At 43.9% G+C, this 20434-nt stretch carries 14 protein-coding genes and 4 pseudogenes; 16 read left to right on the top strand and 2 right to left on the bottom strand.

Annotation, left to right across the window (positions count from 1 at the left end):
- The 13 genes and pseudogenes from PYW49_RS23230 to PYW49_RS23170 form a co-directional block, all read left to right on the top strand.
- Positions 1–1239, top strand: a 1239-nt coding sequence (locus PYW49_RS23230) for a type VI secretion system Vgr family protein (protein WP_320387680.1), incomplete at its 5' end; no start/stop codon positions are given.
- 75 nt (positions 1240–1314) lie between these two features.
- Positions 1315–1755, top strand: coding sequence for a DcrB-related protein (locus PYW49_RS23225; RefSeq protein WP_320387678.1), 441 nt, complete (start codon positions 1315–1317; stop codon positions 1753–1755).
- Between the two features lie 3 nt (positions 1756–1758).
- The gene (locus PYW49_RS23220; protein ID WP_320387677.1) at positions 1759–6210 is read left to right on the top strand and encodes a glycohydrolase toxin TNT-related protein; all 4452 of its coding nucleotides are present in this window, start codon (positions 1759–1761) and stop codon (positions 6208–6210) included.
- A gap of 5 nt (positions 6211–6215) precedes the next feature.
- Positions 6216–6587: a hypothetical protein gene (locus PYW49_RS23215; RefSeq protein ID WP_320387676.1), complete on the top strand. Its 372-nt coding sequence runs from the start codon at positions 6216–6218 to the stop codon at positions 6585–6587.
- Between the two features lie 57 nt (positions 6588–6644).
- Positions 6645–6897: pseudogene (locus PYW49_RS23405) on the top strand (RHS repeat domain-containing protein); the annotation flags it as partial.
- A gap of 98 nt (positions 6898–6995) precedes the next feature.
- Positions 6996–7247: a hypothetical protein gene (locus PYW49_RS23205; protein WP_320387674.1), complete on the top strand. Its 252-nt coding sequence runs from the start codon at positions 6996–6998 to the stop codon at positions 7245–7247.
- A gap of 93 nt (positions 7248–7340) precedes the next feature.
- A complete protein-coding gene (locus tag PYW49_RS23200; RefSeq protein ID WP_320387672.1) occupies positions 7341–7568 on the top strand; it encodes a hypothetical protein in 228 nt (75 codons plus the stop codon).
- A gap of 386 nt (positions 7569–7954) precedes the next feature.
- Entirely contained in the window at positions 7955–8221 is a 267-nt protein-coding gene (locus PYW49_RS23195; protein WP_320387671.1) for a hypothetical protein, read from the top strand.
- 102 nt (positions 8222–8323) lie between these two features.
- Positions 8324–8617, top strand: coding sequence for a YciI family protein (locus tag PYW49_RS23190; RefSeq protein WP_320387670.1), 294 nt, complete (start codon positions 8324–8326; stop codon positions 8615–8617).
- 405 nt (positions 8618–9022) lie between these two features.
- Positions 9023–9476: pseudogene (locus tag PYW49_RS23185) on the top strand (tyrosine-type recombinase/integrase); the annotation flags it as partial.
- Between the two features lie 262 nt (positions 9477–9738).
- Positions 9739–11388 (top strand): ABC-three component system protein, encoded by a 1650-nt coding sequence (locus PYW49_RS23180; RefSeq protein ID WP_320387669.1) that lies wholly within the window; start codon positions 9739–9741, stop codon positions 11386–11388.
- The gene (locus tag PYW49_RS23175; RefSeq protein WP_320387668.1) at positions 11381–12103 is read left to right on the top strand and encodes a hypothetical protein; all 723 of its coding nucleotides are present in this window, start codon (positions 11381–11383) and stop codon (positions 12101–12103) included. The genes PYW49_RS23180 and PYW49_RS23175 overlap by 8 nt, the downstream gene beginning before the upstream one ends.
- On the top strand, positions 12096–14489 hold the full coding sequence (locus PYW49_RS23170) for an ATP-binding protein (RefSeq protein WP_320387667.1): 2394 nt from the start codon (positions 12096–12098) through the stop codon (positions 14487–14489). Before PYW49_RS23175 ends, PYW49_RS23170 begins: the two co-directional genes overlap by 8 nt.
- Before the next feature lie 561 nt (positions 14490–15050).
- On the opposite strand, the pseudogene PYW49_RS23165 reads toward PYW49_RS23170, so the two are convergent.
- A pseudogene (locus tag PYW49_RS23165) lies at positions 15051–16158 on the bottom strand (IS3 family transposase).
- A gap of 448 nt (positions 16159–16606) precedes the next feature.
- Between PYW49_RS23165 and PYW49_RS23160 the strand changes: the two are divergent.
- From PYW49_RS23160 to PYW49_RS23150, 3 genes are all read left to right on the top strand, one after another.
- Positions 16607–17119 (top strand): hypothetical protein, encoded by a 513-nt coding sequence (locus PYW49_RS23160; protein WP_320387665.1) that lies wholly within the window; start codon positions 16607–16609, stop codon positions 17117–17119.
- A 233-nt stretch (positions 17120–17352) separates the two neighbouring features.
- Positions 17353–18930, top strand: a complete 1578-nt coding sequence (locus PYW49_RS23155) for an AAA family ATPase (protein ID WP_320387663.1) — start codon at positions 17353–17355, stop codon at positions 18928–18930.
- The gene (locus tag PYW49_RS23150; protein ID WP_320387661.1) at positions 18927–19844 is read left to right on the top strand and encodes an HNH endonuclease; all 918 of its coding nucleotides are present in this window, start codon (positions 18927–18929) and stop codon (positions 19842–19844) included. The genes PYW49_RS23155 and PYW49_RS23150 overlap by 4 nt, the downstream gene beginning before the upstream one ends.
- Before the next feature lie 200 nt (positions 19845–20044).
- Here PYW49_RS23150 and PYW49_RS23145 read toward each other — a convergent pair.
- Positions 20045–20341 (bottom strand): annotated as a pseudogene (locus PYW49_RS23145) (IS3 family transposase); the annotation flags it as partial.
- Positions 20342–20434: the final 93 nt, after the last annotated feature.

Genomic DNA, 20434 nt, shown 5'->3' with positions numbered 1-20434 from the left:
TATGACTTCCGCAAGCCGAACGCGTGGCTGTTCCAGGCGCAGCAGAACCCGGCGTCGCCGAAGCCGGGCAGCATTGACGTCTACGACTGGCCGGGCCGCTTTGTCGAGACCGGGCATGCGGAGTTCTACGCCCGCATTCGCCAGGAGCGCTGGCAGGTGGAGCATCAGCAGATTCAGGCCACCGCCACGGCGGCGGGCATTGCGCCGGGCCACATCTTCACCCTGACCAACGCGCCGTTCTTCAGCGATAACGGCGAGTATCTGGTGACGGCGGCCGGGTATCACTTCGAGGAGAACCGCTACGCCAGCGGCGAGGGTGAAACCATTCACCGCACTGATTTCACGGTCATCCCGGCGTCGGTCTCTTATCGCCCGGCGCAGAGCACGGCGTGGCCGCGCACCTACGGCCCTCAGACGGCGAAAGTCGTGGGGCCGCAGGGGGAGAGCATCTGGACGGACAAATACGGTCGCGTGAAGGTGAAGTTCCACTGGGACCGTCTGGCGAAGGGCGACGACACCAGCTCCTGCTGGGTGCGCGTGTCAAGTGCCTGGGCGGGCCAGGGCTACGGCGGGGTGCAGATCCCGCGCGTGGGCGATGAGGTGGTGGTGGACTTTATCAACGGCGACCCGGACCGTCCTATCATTACCGGTCGCGTGTATAACGAAGCCAGCATGCCGCCGTGGGCGCTGCCGGCAGCGGCAACGCAGATGGGCTTTATGAGCCGGACGAAAGACGGCTCGGTCGACAACGCCAACGCCCTGCGCTTTGAAGATAAGGCAGGCGCGGAGCAGGTGTGGATCCAGGCCGAGCGGAATATGGACACCAGCGTTAAGAATGATGAAACGCACAGCGTCGGCGGCGAGCGCAGCCATTACGTGAAGAAAAACGAGCTGCATCGCGTGGAGGCGAATCAGATCCAGGCGGTGAAAGGCGGAACCGAGATCCTTACGGGGAAAGGCAAGCTGGATGCGGCGGTGGAGCAGTACGTTATCGCTTCCGGAACAAAGCTGAGGCTGGTCTCAGGTGAAAGCGCCATTGAGCTTAACGCGAACGGCAAAATTAGCCTGATCGGCAAAGAGTTTAACTTCTTTGTTGAAGGGGATGGCCATATCACGACGGGCGGTAAGCTGCACCTGAATACCTCTGGTACCAAGCCGGGCACCACGGCACCGGGCGCGGGGCACAAAGGGGATATTGATGCGGCGGTGCAGGCGAAATTCACGCCGCCGAAAGAATAACCGCTTACTGTCTGCCGCCATGTTGTCCATAACGGCCCTTAATATTCTTCAGCAATCTTAGACGCGGATTCATCAATGAAATACACCCTCCAGGAAGGTTCGTTTTCCCTTTTTCCTGCTGCCTGGCAGGATAACAGCATGAACATTATTCGCGATGACGAAAGCGGGCTGTCCGTCGTGGTCAGCCGCGGTGTTATCCCGGATGGCAGCGATTATGAGAAAGAGTTCCACCGCCAGTGGGACGTGATGCGCCCGCAGATGGGTGAGATCGCCCAGAGCGAATTCCAGCGAGTGAAAGCCGGGCCTGACGGCAAAATTACCGGTCTGGAAGTTGAAACCAACTTTGACCATAACGGCCAGCGCCTGTGGCAAAAACAGCTGGCCGTGCAGACGCCGGGCAAACCGGTGTTGATGATTTTTACCCTCTCGGCACTTAGAGCATTCACTGAAGAGGACGAGGTGCGCTGGAGCGCGCTTAAGCAGAGTCTGACGCTGAACGACAACCGGAATGTGTAAGGCATGAGCGATAACAACGCGGCCCGTAAGGGCGACGAGATTATTCACTCCAGCATTTTTGCGGACATCACCAGCATTGTGGCGGAAGGTGCCGCTTATGCGGTGATCGGCGCGGCGGTGGGGGCAGCCGCTACCGTGGCGGCACCATTGCTGGGGGCAGGGGCGGCAGCCGCGGGCGTGGCGGCGATTGGCTCCAGCTGTCTGTTAAGCGGCATTATTGGCGGCGTGCTGGCAAACGTGGCGGGGATCACAGACGATATCAGCAACGCCGCTGAGGGGTTAGGCAACGCGATTTTCCCGCCGTCGCCTGCGGGTAAAATCACAACCGGTTCGAATAACGTTCTGACCAATGCGCTCCCCGCCGCGCGTGCGGCCGGAACGCTGACGCCAGCAGATACCCCTTCACCTGAGCCGCAGTCGCCGGGCAGCTTTGCCGATTACGCAGGCATGCTGCTTTCCGCTGCCGGACAGTTTGGTAGCGAAATGTGGCAGCCGAGCGTGGCGTCTGCCGCTGCGGGGACCTCACCGCTGGAAGAAGACAAGGTGGCGTGTGAAAAGCACTCCGGACCACAGTATCTGGCGGAAGGCTCGAAAAGCGTCTTCATCAACGGCCAGCCTGCGGTGCGTGCGAAAGATCGCACCACCTGCGAAGGGACCGTTTCCGATGACGTCTCCCCGAACGTGATCATCGGCGGCGACACGCTCACGGTTCGCGATATCAAAAGCGGCAAAACGCCAGGTCTGGCGCTGGGGATGATTGCGCTCTCCCTCCTGCGCGGCCGTCCGGGCAAGATCCTGAAAAACATGCCCTGCGCGCTGGCGGCAGCCGGCGGCGGAATGTTGGCCGATATGGCCGTCAATGCCGTGTTTGGCTCCTCGCACCCGGTTCACGCCGCCACCGGCGTGAAGGTGCTGAATGACGATGATGAACTCGATTTCTCGCTGCCGGGCCGCTTCCCGCTTCGCTGGCAGCGCAGCTACAACAGCCTGACCACCCGCGAAGGGCTGTTTGGCCTGGGCTGGGCTACCACCTTTGACAGCTATCTGACGCTTGAAGAGAACAGCGCGACCTGGTTCGACGAAACCGGACGCGAGCTGAGCTTTGAACTGCCCCCTGTCGACCGGGCGTTTTACAGCATCAGCGAAGGCATTATTATCCGCCGCAATGAGAGCGGCGACGTGGCGATTGCCGACGATGACGGCGCGGTGTGGCGTTTGTACAAACCGACACGCGCGAACCCCTTAATCCTGCGTCTGGCCTCCCTGAGTGATGAATACGGCAACGCGCTGCTGACGGAGTGGGACGAGCACGGCAGGCTGGTTGGTCTTCACGATGAGCCGCGGGCGATAGACGTCACCCTGCGCTATGAGGACGAGCGGTTCCCGCAGCGCGTGACTGCTGCCAGCCATTTCGACGGCAACCGAACCTGGCCGCTGATGCAGTGGGGCTACGATGCGCGCGGCCAGCTGGCGAGCGCGACGGATGCCTCCGGCGTCGTTACCCGCGAATACCGCTATAACGACCACGGCCTGATGGTCTGGCACCGCCTGCCGGGCGGGATGGAGAGCGAGTACCGCTGGAAAAAATTTGACCACTGGCGCGTGGTGGAAAACCGCACCAGCACCGGCGACGGCTGCCGCTTTACCTATGATTTAGCCGTCGGGCTAACGACCGTCGAGCACTATGATGGTCAGAAGCGTCAGCACTACTGGAATGCGCAGAGCCTGATCGTCCGCTTCGTTGACGAGCGCGGTGAAAACTGGCGCTACGAGTGGGATGACAACGAGCTCCTGACCCGCCGCATCGATCCGCTCGGGAATGCCGTTACCTTCGTTTATGACGAGATGGGCAACCGGGTGCAGGAGATCGACGCCGACGGTAATGCCCGCACCACCACCTGGCTTGAGCACCGTGCGCTGCCGTCTGCGATTATCGAAGCCGACGGCAGCGCTACCCGGTTCTGGTACGACGAACATCACGGCCTGAAGCGCGTGGTGGACCCGATGGGGCAGACCACGCTGCTGCGCCGGGACGAGTTTGGTCAGGTCGTTGAGGAGGTCGATGCCGCCGGCAACAGCCGCTACCAGGAGTACAACGAGGCGGGACAGGTGGTGCGAGCGACGGACTGCTCTGGCCGCACAACCCGGTATCACTATCATCCGCTGGGCTGGCTGGTGGCCGAGACTGGGGCCGACGGTGAAGAGACGCGCTATCGCTACGACGCTGCAGGGCGCCCGGTGCAGCTCGATCGCCCGGAAGGCTGGACGGAGTCGCTCAAATGGAACGAACGCGGCCTGCCGGTGAAGCATGCTGGCGCTGATGGTAAAGAAAGTGAGTTTAGATACGATGAGGCCGGGCGCTTAACCGCCACGCGAAATTCTCAGGGTGAAGAGGTCCGTCGCCGCTGGGACAGCCGGGGGCGTCTGATTGCCCTTGAAAACGAAAACGGCGAAGCGTATCAGTTCCGCTGGGGAGCCGATTCGCTGCTGCTGGAAGAGGTAGGGCTCGATGGCGTGGCCTCGCAGTATCGCTACGACGCCTGCGGGCGCACGATAGCGCGTACCTTTGCCGCCGGTCATCCCGAAGCCATTACCCACGCCTTTGCCTGGAGCGCGAGCGGCCAGCTGGTCGCCCGCACCACGCCGGAAGGACAGACCCGCTACCACTACACGCCGTCCGGGCTGTTAAGCCGGATTGGGCTGCATCCTGCGCTTTCAGCAGACGCCTGGAGCACCGAGGCAGAGCAGGAGCTTGCCTTTGAATATGATGCGCTCGGTCGCGTCACGCGCGAAGCGGGCGAGCACGGCGAGCTGGCGTGGCAGTACGACGCCCTGGGCAACCGCACCTCCGTTACGCTTCCGGATGGCCGCGAGCTAAAACAGTTCTACTACGGCAGCGGGCATCTGCTCAGCATTGCTCTCGATAAGCTGTCGGTCTCCGACTTTACCCGCGACGAACTCCACCGGGAGACCAGCCGCACGCAGGGGCTGCTGACCACCCGGAGCGAATACGACCGTCTCGGCCGCCTGCATCGCCGGGATGTCTTCACCGGTAACGCCCAGCGCCCGTCGCCGCGTCGCTGGTCCCGCCGCTGGGATTACGATTACCGCAATAACCTGGTACGGGAAGAGCGGGACGATAACCCGTTCAGCTGGTCCCGCTGGCAGTACGACAGCGCCGGACGCCTGCTGGTTCAGGATGGCACGCTGCCCGGACAGGAGCAGTGGCGCTGGGATGCGGCCGGTAACCCGCTCGAAGGATCTGTTGAGAAGGTCACGCACAACCGCCTGACGCAGCTGAACGGCATTCGCTGGCGTTATGACATCCACGGCCGCACCGTGGAGAAGGATAACGGCCAGATCCGCTGGCATTACCAGTACGACGGTGAGCACCGCCTGACGGAAGTGATTAGCCAGCCACGGGATCGCAACAGGCCGCAGACGCAGGTCAGCTTCCGCTACGATCCGCTCGGACGACGCATCAGCAAAACGCGCCGCCAGATGCTGGGCGGTCAGCCAGTCGGCAAGCCGGTCACTACCCGGTTTGTCTGGGAAGGGTTCCGCCTGCTGCAGGAGCTGGACGGGGACGTGCCGCTCACCTACGTCTACAGCGACCAGGACAGCTACGACCCGCTGGCACGTATTGACGGCGCTGATGCCCCGGAAATCTTCTGGTTCCACTGCCAGCCCAACGGCACGCCGGAGCGGATGACGGATATCGAAGGGCAGGTGCGCTGGGAAGGCGTTAACAGCGCCTGGGGCAAGCTGCTGCGGGAAAGCGAGACGCAGCTATCAGGATATTCCCAGAACCTGCGTATGCAGGGGCAATACCTGGACCGTGAGACAGGGCTGCACTACAATCTGTTCCGGTATTACGACCCGGACTGCGGACGGTTTACGCAGCAGGACCCGATAGGGCTGGCGGGGGGGATAAACCTTTACCAGTATGCGCCTAATGCGCTGGGGTGGGTGGATCCGTGGGGGTTGAGTAGATGCCAAAACGAATGGAATGGATTTCAATCTAAATCTAAAGGTGTTTTCAAAACACGTGCAGATGCTTCTAAAGCATATAAATTATGGAAAAATCAAGACTGGCAAAGTTTAGAGTCCTTCATGGGCCCTGGAGCATGGCCTCCAAACCGAGGGTTCATCAAAGCAACGCCGATAACGCTGAAACCTAGTACGAAGATCGATAGATATGGCGGGCGTATCGACAATGGTGTTTTCAGTGATCGAGGAACTTTTGTATCCCCTGCTGGAGCATCTTTTGAAAGTCGAGCTTTACCATTGGATACGTTAGATAAACCATATAAAACATATGAAGTAATTGCACCGGTACATGCAGATGCAGGACCTGCTATCCCTTGGTTTGATCAGCCTGGGGGAGGAACGCAATATGAGCTATCGAAATCTATAAGCCAACTTTTGGCCGAAAATAAAATTAGAGAGATATGAAATTTATGAGCCTGGAATTTTATAACTTCAAACCTAGAAAAACTTTATATGATGGGAAAGAGAATTGTTTTTATGAGTTTTCAGAAAAAATATGCATTCCATTTTTAAATGTGGAAATTTACTTTAGGAATATAGATGCAATACCTCTTTGGAATATCGATAGCTCTTTAAAAAAAGAAATTGCAAGTAATATTACCGGAATAAAGGCTTTAACATTTCATGATGACCCAGATCCGGTTTATAAGTATAATAATCTTGATGTGTATATTTATTCTAGTTTTTTGGAAAGTAAAGAAATTCACATTGTACTGGCGCAAGGTGAAAGTCAACCTGCCAGATATAAAATTATACTGCTAGGTTTTGTGATAGTTGGGTAATGTTTTTGAGGGGTTAAGGCGAGGGGAGTTACTCGCCTTCAGCACGCATCTACATAAACCTTAATGAACGGCATTCGCTGACGTTATGACATCCACGGCCGCACCGTCGAGAAGGATTGGCCTGACCCGCTGGCACTACCGCTGTGACGGTGAATATCGCCTGACGGAGGTCATCAGCCAGTCGCGGGACCGTAACAGGCCGCAGACGCAGGTCAGCTTCCGCTACGATCCGCTTGGGTGATGCATCAGCAAAACGCGACACCAGATGCTGGGCGGACAGCCAACCGGCAAGCCGATCACCACCCGGTTTGGTAAGACGTCGGGAGGTATCCCTGAGGCTGTAATAGATCAAACACCTGTCGGTGATGCGTTGATTACACCAATTATAAATAAATAGAGGTATGAAAAATGGATGAACTTATTTTTACAGGTTTTGGTATTGACATAATCAAAAGAAGTGGTGAATATTTTATCCGATATGATACCGGAACTATTGCTATGATTGAAAAGGAATCGAAAATTACATTAGAAGAGGCATCGAAAGCACAAAAAAGTGAAAGCGATGCTTATGAAGTTATTATTGCCACTCAGACTAGAGAGGGAAAAACAAACCGTTTTTTTCGAAAGAATAATAGATTCTTACAGTGGGTGGGTAATTGATTTTGGTTTTCATAGCAAAAATAATCGGGTGCGGTATAATTGATGGCACTAGAATGTTAATTTATTTCGTTGATGTGCTGCTGGATAAATAATATGTCTTTTTTAGAAAGAAAAGATGCTGAAAAACTTCTCTATAAATTTTTAAAGAATACTTTAAAAAATCAGACTGATATTGATAAACTAATGGGGTTGGCAATTAACCATGAATCTAGCACTCCTATGAAAGGAATAATTTATGAATATGATAAAATTGAGAAAAATAAACTAACTAAACAAGATTTAGATGATCTTAACACATTGATGCATTTTTATGGTCCGTGATTAGAGATAAAAACTCCGTATTTCTAAAAGGATATAATTACAGATCTAGAAAAATCATCCGTAGCGGAAAAGATGATGATTTTTATGATTATTCAGATAAAATATTTACCCCAAAATTAAATTGCGGAATTATTTTCAAAAAAATAAAGGCGCCAAACCTCTTTAGAATTTCCAGAGCGATTTGACAAGTGAAATTTTATATAATATTTCGGACTTTAAACTATAACCTGTCGAGATGATCTGAAACTTTTTTATAAACGTAATGAAAATATTTATTAAGAGCGAAGATGATCGCTGACTTCAATTTTCTTAAAGAAAAAGACGTGCTCGAGTGGATGTGCTGCACTAGAAGCGTACGCATAAGTATACCTTGCTCAGATCTCGCAATGGTCGACTCAACACGCCAGTTAGTCTTTGCGTTAAGCGAGCCAAAGCCATCACCAACCGTTTTGACCATCTTCAATGCGCAGGGCGAAAAACTATTTTGGTCTGCACCTCCTGAAGGCGCATTTTTCTATTACTTAACTTTCAACCTGTCAAAGGAAGTGGTTGTTGTCTGTAGCTATCCAGCAAAACAAAATGGTTGGCATGATTGGTTTTATTCCTGGGATATGAAGCGTAACGCGTTGTCTCGATCGGGCCCTGCGTATTAAGATCACATGCGCCCAAAAAATAATAACAATAAACGGTGGCAAAAGAGGGACTGTATCAGCAGTTCCAACAAGCGGTTTAAAAACAGAGCTAAGAGGCAAAGGATGAGCACGGTTTACATTGTCATATTGACCTATATAAAATCCCTTGAAGAGGTTGACGCAGCGATACCCGCTCATGTTGAGTGGCTAAAAAAGGGGTATGCAGAGGGGATATTTCTGGCTTCCGGGAGACGGATCCCAAGAAACGGTGGAGTCATTATCGCTAAATGCGAGAGTCTTGCTTCTCTTGAAGAGCGATTACGCGAGGATCCTTTTCAGGCGTTAAAGCTTGCGACCGCCGAAATCATTCCCTTTGAACCCAGTATGAAGACAGATCTCTTAGACAATGTGTTTTGACGCCGCAATAAAAAAATCCACGCCAGGGCGTGGATTTTTTTCATTCAAGACGAATCAGACGTTGAACTGTGACTTTAATTTTATTTTTTTTTTGATATTTATATTTTATTAAAAACTTTATTTTCAGCATACTCATTCTTGTACTCATTTTGGAGTCGGCTCGCTTTCGTAATGCGAGTGTCGTAGGTTCGACTCCTATTATCGCACCATTTAAATCAATTAGTTACAGTTTTTTATCTGTATGTAACCTCACTGTATTCTTTCCCGCGTACTTACTGGCGTACTTATTTAGAATTACATCGCTGAGTGCCATGTGCACATCCTCAAACAGATTCTGGCCTTACAGACGCTTTTTCATCTCGAGGGCAGGGTGAGGTTCAGTTGCTGTTTTAAGCACAACAGATAAATGTGTTACGTCAGATCGACTGGACGGGGGGCGTCGCTCTTGAGAAAAGCACTATCCTTCTGCGAGAAACCAAAACAGGGGTACAGCGCTACGTACAGTTATCTGATCAGGCAACCGACTTTCTCAAAGTTCTACGCCTTACCTCTGACAAATATCTGTTTTCTTCGCAAGTCACTAAGAAGCCAATCCAGCAGAAGTATCTAACTAAAACTCATGGCGTTTACGTGAAAGCGGTCAAATGTTTGATATACCTTATTGGACGCCCCATGGTCTGCGACGTACAGTACGGTCAGGGCTATGCGTTTGCAATGTCCAAATGAGGTTGCAGAGGCTGTGCGGGGTTATACGCGCGGTGGTGTTGAGGGGATTTATAACTTGTATAAGTATGATGCCGAGTGCAGGAAATGGTTGCAAGTATGGGCTGATAACTTGGAAAAACTAACAATTATTTAATGTTCACTACTTTTAGGGTTAAATTCTTAAAAAATTTTTTGTACTCTAATGTCGTAAGTTGACTAATGAGCATTATTCATCTGAGATACAAAATCTGACGTTGGTGAATATAGAAAAACACGAATGAGGTTTATTATTATCTTGGGAATAGTAACGACAGGTAAGTAATTAATGGTTGAGATTATTACTAATAGATAATTGCTATAGGAAAAATAATTTCTCACCAAAAAGTAAATAATGATTTTATGTGGAGTGCCGTGAAGTGGCTGAAGATATTAAAAGCGCATTACATGATGCAACACCGTCATGGAACGGGTTCAATTACCAAGGAAAAGTTGGCCTCTATGTTTGCTTGAAAAATATAAGACGTATGATGGATATTCATCCTATTGGTAGCAAATGTTTTAACGATTTTTTGGATTCACATTCGATTGAATATGAATGGATCGAGGATTTTTCAATAAAAAATGGTAGAGACTACGTTTCGCTACATCAGGTTAAGCACAAAGCAGGCGCGAATTTTAGTGAGCATATTAGTGCTATTGTGACAATTTTAAACCGAAAAATAGGTCGATTATCAGAAACTGATTTTGTTAAGTATATTTCTCTGGATATTGATTATAATGATTGCGTAACGTCGCAACAAAGAGCTGATAAGAAATTAAGTGTAATTCATTCTAAACTTCAGTTGCTCATACAACACCAATACCTTAAACCTGGATATACACTTCATGAACATTGGGAAAATAACAAACAAAATGTTCCAGATATGGATAGTGATGAAATAGAATCGTTGCTTAGTAATTTTAGTTCTTTTTCAAGTCGTACTTTTGGAAATTCAAAGATTTATTTCCACACTTCAGAGGAAGTACTCCCTCCTATTAAAGCGATTAATGAGTATGCTGGTATTCCGGAGTATCTACTTGAGTCTGTTCGTTCATTAAGAACATTATCTAGCCTAAATATATTTTTGGCATATGATAATCCAGTCGATTATGAGCTTAAGCTGAGTGATGACGTTTTAAATGTAAAAATAAATAGTCTATTGGCTGAGTTGCTTGGATTGATTCATCCGAGTGAGGATTTTTCGGGTGACGATTTGGCTTTATATTGCACTGCGCTAATTGATGTCATCGATAAACATATTTTAAAAAGACATTCAAATATAAGAAATAAATCTAATATTGGGGAAGGATTTCAAGAGCAAAGAGAGCAGCTTCTGTTTAGCTCTATATTCGAACCGCTCAATGATATAATAAAAAACCAAAATAAAAAACATTGGGAGTTTTTTTGTAAAAAGTCATTTGAGAATACGTATTCTGAATATATAGAATTTCTAAATGAGAATATTGAAGCAAATCCTGAGAATAAAGATAAGTTTATTTTACGGAAAAATAATTTAGATAAATACAGAAGAGATGTGCTGACTAAATACTCTTGCTCAGATTTATTATCGATGCTTTCACCTCATCAGCTAAATGATAATTCATTGGATGTATTCTACTCAAAAATATGCAACCAACATTTATTAAGAACTGTTTTCCTAAAATTTGTTCAAGAATTATCCGAGTCTGGTAGTGATCTTGTCATTAAAGATAAGTCATCGTTAGCATATCACCCATCGACTATAACTTTTATATCTGATGATGACGATGATTTCCGAGTTAATATAATGAAGGTTAAGTATAATATAAATAAGAATAATAAATTCCCCATGTTATTTAACTCATCTCATTTGGTTGTTCAAACAAGAAATGGGCAAGACATTAGTGAAGAGTCTGTAGGGCTTTTAAGTATAGTTGAAACTATAAATAAAGAGAAAACAGTTGACTATCAGTATAAAGCTAATAATGTTGTTTCTTTGAAATTCATATCGATTGATGATGCTGTAAGGGCAATAAATAATGACTAGCATTAAAGAACTAACAAAAAAGATTGCTGTAGAACATAACCATAAAATCTATGAGGTTCCAGACTTTGAGCTAAATATTAAAACTAATATTAATTTATATGTGACCACTAAAGATTTCTTTGATTATTTTATTTTTATTGATATTCCTTATAATAAACTGAATGAAGTTAACGGATCTATTCAAATAAAATTACATGGAGATCTAATTAACAACATTAAAGGAGAAAATGAAAGCGACAGTCATAAATTTGATCTTCATTTTGATAAAAACACAACATTGATAATTACAAGCTTGATTCCTTCTGATGTTTCGATAGAGGACCTCTACCGGGTTGTTTCATCACTTGAAGAAGATGTCTATTTCTTCAAAAAACAGGTGATATATTATTATGAATCTGAAGTAAACATCACAAATAGTATTCTAGCGAATAATGAGAACTGTAGTAATTATTGCAACAGAATAATCTCAGATATAAAAAAGTATGAGTTATTTGTAAAGAGTAAAGATGATGAATATGGTTTCATAGCAAGATTGTTTGAAAAAATACCTTTCCTTTCTTTAACCGTAAATGAAATGGAGTTATTGGATTTACAGGGGATGATAACAAGCAAATTGACCAAGAATGAAAATAAAATGTTACCTGAATTATTGGTTCTCGATAGCGATGAGGCAATAGATAGCTGGATTCTATCTCTGGAGTCAAAAAATGATTAAACTTGGTAAATTACGTGTTAATAATTTTAAATCATTCAAAGATGATTTTACTATTAACTTAGGCTCCACCGAACTGTTTATTTTAGATGGTCCAAACGGGTTTGGTAAAACGACTTTATTTGATGCTATAGAATTATGTTTTACTGGAAAAATTGGCCGTGTATCTAATACTGATAAAAAACAGAAAAACAATCATCTTTTAAAGTATAACGATAAAAAAAGTGCTTCTATTTTTCTTGAGTTATTAGAGGATGATAATACGAAAGTTGTAATCTATGCTCATATACCTCCAAGTACTTCAAAAGAGGAAAATAAACCGGATAAGTGTAGTGTCGCAACTAGATTGTTAAAAAGTTGGCCATCCGATTTTGAAAGAGAAGATGAGTTTTTAATACTTAATGATGATTCACTTGAGAGAATTGTTGATAATAAAGAGCTTAAGAATACCTACGATATATTTAATTACATTCAACAGGAGGAAACTTGTCATTTCCTAAAAAATACAGAAAGCGAACGTCATAATAAAATTAGCTACCTTTTTGGAACAAATCGTCATAACGCCGAGAAGGAAAAATTAAAAGCGATAAGAAATAAATTAGTTAATAAAATAACATCTATTGGAGTGGAGTTTAATAAACTTGATTTAGAAAGAATAAATCTTGATTTAAGTATTCAAAATGAAATTGGTTATAAAGACTCTGATGAAGTAGTGAAGCCATCTGGAAAATTAGATGTAATTAACACATTCCAACCACAAAATTTGGAGCAAGTTAATATACATAGAGGATTCATTGAGAAAATATATTGGATTGCTAATAATAAGCATGTATTTTCATCTATGGAGTTCAATCATTATATTAACTTCATGTGCGACAATAGAAAGCAAGAAATTCAAGATGTTCTTCTTGTTGGACATTTCAGTAACTATGAAGAAATTGAAAAAATCTCATCTCATGTCAATTGGTTAAGCGCACTATCTAATAAGCTCGAATATTACAGCGAATTAAAGAATTTAAAACCTGACGCATCGGGTAAAATAAACTTGGAGATTTTAGATGGATTTACAAAAGCTTTTCCAATATTAGCTTTGCGATATAATGTTATATTAAATCGTTTTGAAAGTATAAGTAAGGAAATAAATGGTCAACAAAAGATACTTGAATCATTATTGAATCACAGAGAAGAGCTAAAAAATAAATTTACCTTGCTAAAATCTCCTGAACATAATCATGAAGAAGTAAAATGTCCATTTTGTGGTGATTTTAAATCCTCTTTGGATGTTCTCATGTTAGAATATGATCAGCAGTCTATTATATTTGAATCACTCAAATCCGATAGTTTGAAGTTGCTTGGTGAGGTTGCAGAAGATATTTTTGCTAATTTCATTCCCAGCTGTATTTCTAAAATAGAAAGATTTGAATTTAAGTATTCTAAATATAGCAAATTATTAAATTCCTATTCCGAAATGAAAATTTCCAGAGAACGCTGGAATAAGATGAAGGTTTTGAAGGATTGGCTGATCGAGAATAATATTGACATCTCAACGGTGACCAAAAAAAATAATGATGATTTTATTGGTGACAATTTGACTATAAAAAATAATGAGTTTATTGATTTGATAAAAGGTTATATTATAGGTAACCCTGTTGATAAAGATTATTCCGATCTCAAAAATGCCATGAAAACATACAGCTTATCAATGTTGTCGGGTGAAATAATCAACAAAAGCAATGATATTGTTAGACTTGAAGACATTAAGATTGATTCTGAATTTGTTCATTTGTTAGGTATGAAATTTAACTCCTCAAGATTACAACAAATCTCTTTGCTTCTTAATAAATTGACTAAGAATAAAGAACACCTTGATAATGTTTATAAAATTGTCAATAGTGTATTTAATAAATATAATGGCTGCATTAAGGAATTTGAGAAAACAGTTGCAAAACAAATCTCAATTCCTTTTTATATATACTCAAGTAAGGTTTTGCAAACTAGGCCGGACGGTAATGGTGCTTATCTGCAATCTGCTGAAAATATCAAGGATAATGCATATCTCCGGTTCGTATCAAAAATAAACGATGATCATGATGCTTGGAATACAATGAGTTCTGGTCAGTTGTCAGGCTTAGTCATTTCATTTATGCTATCTATGAATAAGGTTTACCCTACTAAATTGTCAACTTTGTTAATTGATGATCCTGTACAAACAATGGATGAAATAAATTTGGCCTCTTTTGTTCAGTTATTGAAAAATGAATTCTCAGGTTATCAAATCATTATGTCAACACATGAAAAAAGAAATTCAAACTTTTTTGCATATAAATTCCAGAATAAAACAGCACCTCGTATTGAAAATATGAAAGAAATCAGACTTGGAATGGTATAAATAGGCAGTCAAATTAAATTTAGCAATTAAAAATCATGCTGGCCTATAGGGGGCGTACGTGTTTTTTTTTGATATTTGATGCGGGGTGTGTTTCATTCATAATTTCAAGTTGTGAATGACACATTTTTACAATATAAAATACGTTCTGGTAAGAGTTTACGTTTCAATATTACAATCCATATAAGTTAATGTAAAACTGTCCATTATCACCATCTGTTTTCTGGATGTTATATGTTACCGGTGTTAAATTTATTTTCTCGGGTAAAGTCATTTTTAAGTCGGCTGAGCAAAAGTAGGAATCTAGTGAGGAGTCATGTTTTATAGTTCTGACATTAATAGTCTCTATCTGAATATTATCTGCATCATTAGGCACCATTCCCGCCATCTGTGAGTTCCTGAGTTGATCAAATTGTTTCTTAATTTGCTTTTGAGAAATGTCAACCACAAGGTTTTTAGCATCATTGACCTGCTCCCAGGATTAGATACAACTCTCAGTTAGTAATGTGGGTTGGTTGACCCTGACCCCGAATATGCTCCAGTCATAATCAGGAATAACCAGCTTCATGTTGGTTGCATGTTCTGGCAACCAGCAGACTTTTCAGCAAATTCGGACGGGGTCATCCAGCCCAGCGCAGAATGAGGACGTCTCTGGTTATAGTGTATGCGCCAGGCTTCGATTTTGCACCGTGCATCCTCCAGCGACATGAACCAGTTTACGTTCAGGCACTCCTGCCGCAGCCTGCCGTTGAACGACTCCACTGTGGCATTATCCGTGGGCGTTCCCGGTCGTGAGAGGTCGATGTGGATCCCTCTTTCGTACATCCATTTGTCCAGCATTTTTCCTGCAAATTCAGAGCCATTATCGGTTTTCAGAAATTGTGGTAAGGGACGTCTGAGCGCAATGGCGTTCAGCATCTCTGCGACCTCCGTTGAGCGCAGATTTCGACCCACGCAAATCCCCAGACATTCGCGCGTGTAGAGATCAATGACCGTCAGCAGACGTAGCCGACGCCTGTCAAATAAGGCGTCAGAGATAAAATCCATGCCCCAGACATGATTTGGATACAATCCCTTAGGCTGGGGCTGTCGCCGCTGTGCCGATTCATTTCGCCGTGGGCGTTTGAGGCGCAGGGACAGACCCTGCTGCGATAGAGCCGGTAAATACGTTTATGATTATCCCGCCAGCCTTCCCGCCTGAGCATGACGTGAACCCTGCGGTAGCCATAGTGGACCCGGGTTTCGGTGATCTCCCTGATACGCAGGCGGAGTGCGCTGTCGTCTGCCGCCACAGAACGGTAGCGGAAAGAGCTGCGGCTGATCCCTACTGCGAAACAGAACTGCCGCTCGTTGGCACCGTAACGTGCCTGCAGGTCACGGACCCATTCACGCAGACACGCCAGCGTCAGTTCTTTTTTGCCAGCACATCCTGCAGCATGGCCTTGTAGAGGCTCAGATCGGCAACCAGCTTCTTCAGCCTGAGATTCTCTTCCTCAAGCTGCCGCATGTGCTTCAGCTTAGAAGGGGAAATCCCGCCGTATTTTTTTCGCTAGGTGTAAAACGTGGCATCGGAGATGCCCAGCTTACGGCAGACTTCGGGCAAGCTCGTACCCAGTTCGGCCTGTTTCAGGGCAAAGTCAATCTGCTTTTCGGTGAATCGTGATTTCTTCATCGGCACCACCTCCGCTCAGGGAAGCATTCAACATGCCGGAATTCTGTTTCTGAATGGAGCAGGATTTTGAGTCAGGGTCAAGAAGCATTCGATAACCGCTGCGCTGTAACAAAATAGCGTCTGAATGATATTCAGGAACTGGAACACATTGAAGAAGAAGCTTTCCGTGGTTGCTACAATGCAAACAGCGGAATCCTGCTCTCTCCAACATTCCATAAGTAGGTCGATACGCATCAAATGGGGATAGACCCAGAAACACTAAAGGTTCATTTCAAGCAAGGGATTGAGTATGATGAACGCGCTGGAAGAGGGATAGTTCAACCATTGCATGGCCTTGGTAGAGAGCTTCTTGCTGTTTGCTGGCAGAAGTTTTTGAACACAAAATTACTCAATCTCATATTTGAGAAGTAAAATTACCTATAAACACAGTTATGGATGAATTACCAACATGAAATTCGACATACCTATAACAACGTTACTCACTACATATTTTACGGTCTGTGGATTTGCATACATTTGGGGTTTTTGGTATAGAACGGGTATAGATATTTCGATTGTATTGCAAATATTGACAATATCAGAAATTATTAAGTCTGCGGCCTTATCATTTTTAGTGTTTCTTGGGGCAGCATTTGTGACGATATTCAGTTGCGTCATGACATATACCGATTATAAAGAAAATACTTTTGCCGAAGTATCAAAAAATCCACATGCATTCACATTTTCAATATTTATGATTGCATCAATTCCTCTCACAAGCGGCGCTGGTATTTATTATACACAATGGGCGTTGCAATCAGGAGATAAATTTTACATAGCCAACAGTATGGGGTTTGCAGCTGTAGCTCTATTGTTTACCGGTGTTTGTTACAAAACATTTGTTCTTCCTAATTTGAATGCCTATATAAGATTTTTTACGCTGTTAACTTTTTTTTACTACCCCCTACATTATTTCTACTAGGCGGTAAGTCATATCAGCAAAACTTAACACAATCTAAACCGTTATACATACATAACACTGATAATTGCACATCAAATAAAAATGAAGCATTTATACTGTTAGCAATTTATGGTTCAAAGGGCATTGGGATTTCGACTTCTAGCAATGCCTTATGTATTTTTAGTGATAGCGAAAACAAATACACGCAGGTTAAAGATCTGAGAATACACAACTAAAAAATCCAAGGAGTAAATATGGTTCGTTTTGAACTTATTCAAGCAAAGGCATACATACCATCCAGCGGAATGAATCAAGCTTACCTTCGCATGGATCATTGGAATGACTACTCTTTCGTGACAATGTTCTATTTGACTGTTTTCGATGAAAAGGGAATAAAACATGATATAGGTAACGTAAAGATCGCCTTTAAAGGTCAAACGACAGATACGCCTACTTATTCAAAATTGCCAAACAGCTTTCAAAAACTTGATGATGAATTCTTTTCGTTAGGAGAAGGACTTGCGTTTTATGAGAATATTAGTAAATTAAATAATGAATTAAAGATGAATATTTTGAACAGTCTGCAAGATATAGTGCAGATTCAAAATAAATTACCTATCATTGAAAATGAAGACGTTCTCAACACATCCTTACTCCGAGATGTTACTATTACAGAAATACACGGGCAGTTTTCTCGTATATTGTCCGGTCTCCCCGCGCTTTCTAACTTTGACTTTAACTTCAACAGAACTGGTGTAGAGGGATATAGCGATTTAAAAATACCATTTAAGGTAATAATGAATGCAATTCCAAGCACAAATATCCATGCATTCATTGGCAGGAATGGTTGTGGGAAGACAACCATTCTTAATGAAATGATCGAAGCAATAACCAGCCCCAATCGCGAAGATGTATTTTTTACTAAAAAGGGTAGATTCAGTGAAGAAAAAATTCCAAATGGGTACTTCAGATCACTAATATCTGTGTCGTTTAGCGCATTTGATCCATTCTCCCCCCCCGAGGAACAGCCTGACCCATCAAAAGGTACTCAGTATTTCTACATCGGATTGAAAGGTGTAAATAATAAAAACCTCAAATCTCTTCGTGATCTTCAAATTGAATTTGTAACCTCCCTTATAGGTTGTTTAAGAGTGGAATGGAAAAAGAAAATATGGCTTAGCGCAATAGATAATCTAAGTAGTGATAGAAACTTCGCGGATATGGGATTAAGCATCCTACAAACAAGATATACTAATCTTAGAAATTCTCATGCTCATCATCAGGTAGATAACGTTATTTTTCGAAATGCATTTTTCCAAGACATACAAAAATACTTATCGAGAATGAGTTCTGGCCATGCTATCGTTTTATTTACCATTACAAAATTAGTGGATACAGTCGGTGAAAAATCACTTGTGTTGCTCGATGAACCCGAAGGGCATCTTCACCCACCGTTGCTCGCGGCATTTTTACGCTCATTAAGCGATTTATTATATGCACAAAATGGAGTGGCTATTATCGCTACACACTCACCAGTGGTTCTACAAGAGATTCCCAAGTCCAATGTTTGGAAAATATTACGCTCTCGTGAGGCAACAAATATTACTAGGCCAGACATCGAAACTTTTGGTGAGAACTTGGGGGTACTGACTAGAGAAGTTTTTTCTTTAGAAATTATGAGTTCTGGATATCATGCGTTGCTAGCAAAGTCTGTGGCCAGCGGTCTATCTTATGACGATATACTAGCACAATATAAAAACAAGATTGGCTTGGAGGGTAGAACAGTTTTAAAAGCAATGGTTCTGAGTCGTGATGCAGGGGATAAAAAATGAAAAGAATCCCACCTCATGAGAGATCTTATGCCGAAGTCCTAGCAAAGTGTTCTGAGGGCATGGAACAGCGGAATGTTAAGGCCAATTTTATCGAACAATTCGATTCATTACTGGTCAAAGAAACTGAATATCGTAATTTGTGTATATTGGGACATTTATTTAGATATCAGAAAACAGAACCACTTCATGATAATACAGTTGTCATAGGTAATCTAACGAAGTCAAAACTTATCAACCTTTATGAAAACAATCTCAGAAACAAAGATAAGCCTGCGAGAGTTTACTATGATGAACTTCTTGTTTCATCTGGTGAAAAATGTCCATTTTGTGGAGATATTGGGCAAACTAAAAACCTTGATCACTTTTTACCTAAAGCTCATTTTCCCGAATTTTCAATTATGCCTCTTAATTTAGTGCCCTCTTGCCGGGATTGCAATATGGGGGAAAAGGGGGAAGGGTATGCAATAAATGAAGCTGAGCAGTCACTTCATCCATTCATTGATAAGGACATTTTCTTTCAAGAACAGTGGGTTTTTGCTGACTATATTAATGAAGATGATGGAGCGATAAGTTATTATGTTCAATGCCCACTCAATTGGAGACAAGAGGATAAGGATCGTGCCTTTAATCATTTTAACAATCTCAATCTGGCCGCAAGATATCAGTTAGAAGCAGGAAAGCATCTCAGTGAAGTTATAGATCAAAGGGATTCATTCGCAACGACACTTAAGCAATATGTTCCAACAGCAACCCCTGAAATGATAAGAGATGCCTTTATTAGCGCAACTTTGCAACCAATTATAAATTCTGGTCAATTTCACAACCATTGGAAAAAAGTAATGTATCAGTGCCTAGCTAAATCTGAGATTTTTTTCTCAACATTAATTAATAATGAATGGTCTGAGAATGAGTAATTTATTATGATTAAGTTTTATGCCGGAATTTTTGTCTATTTCGGCATTATTTATCGCTGACTTTAGGATATGTGTCGTCTTTATTCATAAGTTAAGAAGTACGCTAAGTCATATATAATTTGAATAATAGGTGCGAACATGCTTCTTTATATTCATTAGAGCCCAGAGATGAAATTAATATATGAATCGCCACGGATAATCTAGACACTTCCGAGCCGTTGATAATACTGGTTTTCATCTTCTGTCGGTGACATCTGATTGCTCGAACCATGCCGACGCTTACTGTTATAAAACATTTCGATGTAATCAAAAATATCGCTGCGTGCTTCTTCCCGTGTTACGTAGACCTTTTTCTTTATCCGTTCACGCTTCAGTAGCTGGAAAAAGCTTTCTGCAACTGCGTTGTCGTGACAGTTACCTCGACGGCTCATACTGCCCTCCAGTCCGTGTGATTTCAGGAACGACTGCCACTCATGACTTGTGTACTGACTGCCCTGGACGCCCTTCTAAGAGTCAAGTTGTTATTTGAGTACTGTTGATCAGCCGATTTTGATTACGTAGCAGCGTAAAAACTTCACGCGAGATATAAC

The organism is Enterobacter chinensis (assembly GCF_034008295.1).
Lineage (GTDB): Bacteria > Pseudomonadota > Gammaproteobacteria > Enterobacterales > Enterobacteriaceae > Enterobacter > Enterobacter chinensis.
This window is presented reverse-complemented; position numbering and strand designations above follow the sequence as displayed.

Excerpts from the sequence above, each read along its gene's own strand:
- PYW49_RS23225 (WP_320387678.1), top strand. The coding sequence starts at position 1,315 with ATGAAATACACCCTCCAGGAAGGTTCGTTTTCCCTTTTTCCTGCTGCC.
- PYW49_RS23220 (WP_320387677.1), top strand. The coding sequence starts at position 1,759 with ATGAGCGATAACAACGCGGCCCGTAAGGGCGACGAGATTATTCACTCC.
- PYW49_RS23215 (WP_320387676.1), top strand. The coding sequence starts at position 6,216 with ATGAGCCTGGAATTTTATAACTTCAAACCTAGAAAAACTTTATATGAT.
- PYW49_RS23205 (WP_320387674.1), top strand. The coding sequence starts at position 6,996 with ATGGATGAACTTATTTTTACAGGTTTTGGTATTGACATAATCAAAAGA.
- PYW49_RS23200 (WP_320387672.1), top strand. The coding sequence starts at position 7,341 with ATGTCTTTTTTAGAAAGAAAAGATGCTGAAAAACTTCTCTATAAATTT.
- PYW49_RS23195 (WP_320387671.1), top strand. The coding sequence starts at position 7,955 with ATGGTCGACTCAACACGCCAGTTAGTCTTTGCGTTAAGCGAGCCAAAG.
- PYW49_RS23190 (WP_320387670.1), top strand. The coding sequence starts at position 8,324 with ATGAGCACGGTTTACATTGTCATATTGACCTATATAAAATCCCTTGAA.
- PYW49_RS23175 (WP_320387668.1), top strand. The coding sequence starts at position 11,381 with ATGACTAGCATTAAAGAACTAACAAAAAAGATTGCTGTAGAACATAAC.
- PYW49_RS23170 (WP_320387667.1), top strand. The coding sequence starts at position 12,096 with ATGATTAAACTTGGTAAATTACGTGTTAATAATTTTAAATCATTCAAA.
- PYW49_RS23160 (WP_320387665.1), top strand. The coding sequence starts at position 16,607 with ATGAAATTCGACATACCTATAACAACGTTACTCACTACATATTTTACG.
- PYW49_RS23155 (WP_320387663.1), top strand. The coding sequence starts at position 17,353 with ATGGTTCGTTTTGAACTTATTCAAGCAAAGGCATACATACCATCCAGC.
- PYW49_RS23150 (WP_320387661.1), top strand. The coding sequence starts at position 18,927 with ATGAAAAGAATCCCACCTCATGAGAGATCTTATGCCGAAGTCCTAGCA.